The organism is Priestia sp. P5_B4 (assembly GCF_056400385.1).
The window spans coordinates 1-851 of sequence record NZ_JBFULJ010001240.1 but is presented as its reverse complement, the minus strand read 5'-3'; the positions used below and the strand labels follow the sequence as shown (position 1 = coordinate 851).

Sequence of the window (851 nt, the reverse complement as noted above, 5' to 3'; positions counted from 1 at the left end):
GCATATTGTGCATCCACTAAAACGTTTTCAACAACTTACACCCTTACTATATAATAGCTTTGAACAATTGTAAACATATATATTTACATTTGTTCAAAAATATTTATAGCTGCTGTTTTAGTGAATAAAAAAAGACTTCCGCACTCGGAAGTCTTCCCTTATTTTTCAGCTTTTATCACAAATGACAACATGATTCGGTACTTATTCTTTACCTTTTTATAAGGAATTAATACGTATGGCTGATCAGGCGGCGTAAACCGTTCAATTCCTTTTTGATTAGCATCAGGGGAGAAGTACATTTTTCCCCACCGTTTAATGATATAGCCCGTGGTTCCTTTGGCAATCACTCCGTCTTTTGAGATGTCTGTTTGAAAAGGATACCGGTTTCGCTGCGCCTGCAGAGATGACGCCGAATAAGATACAATATCTTCTACTATTTCAATCCGATGAAGCTTTTGCTCTTGAAAAAACAGCGTCTTCATCTCCCTTACTCTTGTTTATCTAACAAAAAGCGCGCCGTGAACTGATCTGTAACGAGCACATTTGCAAAATTCCCTTGCAGTGCTCCGTAAATGCTGTCAATTTTCTGATCCCCGCCCGCTACTAAAATGGCGTACTCTTTCTTCTTTAGTTCTTCCAGATCAAGTCCAAGCGTCCGTTCATCCAGGCTTTCATTGCAAATTTGTCCATCTTTATCAAAAAAACGTGAACAAATGTCTCCTACTGCTCGCGAGGAAATCATCTCTACATCTTGTTCGGAAAAGTAGCCAAGCTGAAAAAGCAGCGAATCGGTTTTAATGGGTCCCGTAGTAAAGACGGCAATATTGGCTTGTTTGCCTAAATCTAAAATG

At 39.1% G+C, this 851-nt stretch carries 2 protein-coding genes; both read right to left on the bottom strand.

Annotation, left to right across the window (positions count from 1 at the left end; genetic code table 11):
• Positions 1-158 precede the first annotated feature (158 nt).
• Positions 159-482: a hypothetical protein gene (locus tag AC1DRF_RS30205; RefSeq protein WP_162214440.1), complete on the bottom strand. Its 324-nt coding sequence runs from the start codon at positions 480-482 to the stop codon at positions 159-161.
• Between the two features lie 5 nt (positions 483-487).
• The coding region (locus AC1DRF_RS30200; RefSeq protein WP_477742597.1) for a sugar-binding domain-containing protein at positions 488-851 on the bottom strand (364 nt) is incomplete at its 5' end.